Origin of the sequence: Amycolatopsis sp. lyj-346, assembly GCF_046548975.1 — a bacterium.
Classification (GTDB): domain Bacteria; phylum Actinomycetota; class Actinomycetes; order Mycobacteriales; family Pseudonocardiaceae; genus Amycolatopsis.
Genome location: NZ_JAJPWT010000047.1, coordinates 1 through 1,247, shown reverse-complemented (window position 1 = coordinate 1,247; position 1,247 = coordinate 1). Strand labels below are relative to the sequence as shown.

At 67.2% G+C, this 1,247-nt stretch carries 1 protein-coding gene; it reads left to right on the top strand.

Annotation, left to right across the window (positions count from 1 at the left end):
* The coding region (locus ACLJQE_RS44600) for a family 2B encapsulin nanocompartment shell protein (RefSeq protein WP_410645918.1) at positions 1-1,247 on the top strand (1,247 nt) is incomplete at both ends.

Below are 1,247 nucleotides of genomic sequence, written 5' to 3'. Positions count from 1 at the left end.
GAAGTCTCCGGCGGAGCCTACCGAGTCAACCGCCGCCTCTCCTACGCCGTCGGCGACGGCCGCGTCACCTTCACCACCACCGGCACCCAAGTCCGCGTCATCCCCCCCGAACTCGGCGAACTCGCCCCCCTCCGCGGCTACGACGACCAAGACGTCCTCACCGAACTCGCCGACCGCTTCACCCAACAGGAATACCAACCCGGCGACACCCTCGCCGAATTCGGCTCCCCCGCCGACCACGTCTACCTCCTCGCCCACGGCAAAATCACCAAAACCGGCACCGGCGCCTACGGCGACCAAGTCACCCTCGCCACCCTCGCCGACGGCGACCACTTCGGCGAACACACCCTCCTCCACCCCGACAGCATCTGGGAATACACCGCCAAAGCCGTCACCACCTGCACCGTCCTCGCCCTCCCCCGCACCGCCTTCGACGACCTCCTCACCCGCTCCCACACCCTCCAAACCCACCTCGACGCCTACCGCGCCCGCGGCGCCACCCCCAGCAACGACCACGGCGAAGCCGACATCACCCTCGCCTCCGGCCACGACGGCGAACCCGTCCTCCCCGCCACCTACGCCGACTACGAAACCCACCCCCGCGAATACGAACTCTCCGTCGCCCAAACCGTCCTGCGCATCCACTCCCGCGTCGCCGACCTCTACAACCAGCCCATGAACCAAATCGAACAACAACTCCGCCTCACCATCGAAGCGCTGCGCGAACGCCAAGAACACGAACTGATCAACAACACCGACTTCGGACTCCTCCACAACGCCGACTTCGCCCAGCGCATCCCCACCCGCACCGGCCCACCCACCCCCGACGACCTCGACCACCTCCTCACCCTCGTCTGGAAAGACCCCGCCTTCTTCCTCGCCCACCCCACCACCATCGCCGCCTTCGGCCGCGAATGCACCAAAGCCGGCCTCTACCCTGCCAGCGTCGACCTCGGCGGCCACCAAGTCCCCTCCTGGCGCGGAATCCCCCTCCTCCCCTGCAACAAAATCCCCGTCACCGACACCCGCACCAGCTCCATCCTCCTCATGCGCACCGGCGAACCCACCCAAGGCGTCGTCGGACTCCACCAAACCGGCCTCCCCGACGAATACCAACCCGGCCTCAACGTCCGCTTCATGGGCATCAACGACCAAGCCCTCATCTCCTACCTCGTCTCCGCCTACTACTCCGCCGCCGTCCTCGTCCCCGACGCCCTCGCCATCCTCGAAAACGCCGAAATCGGCCG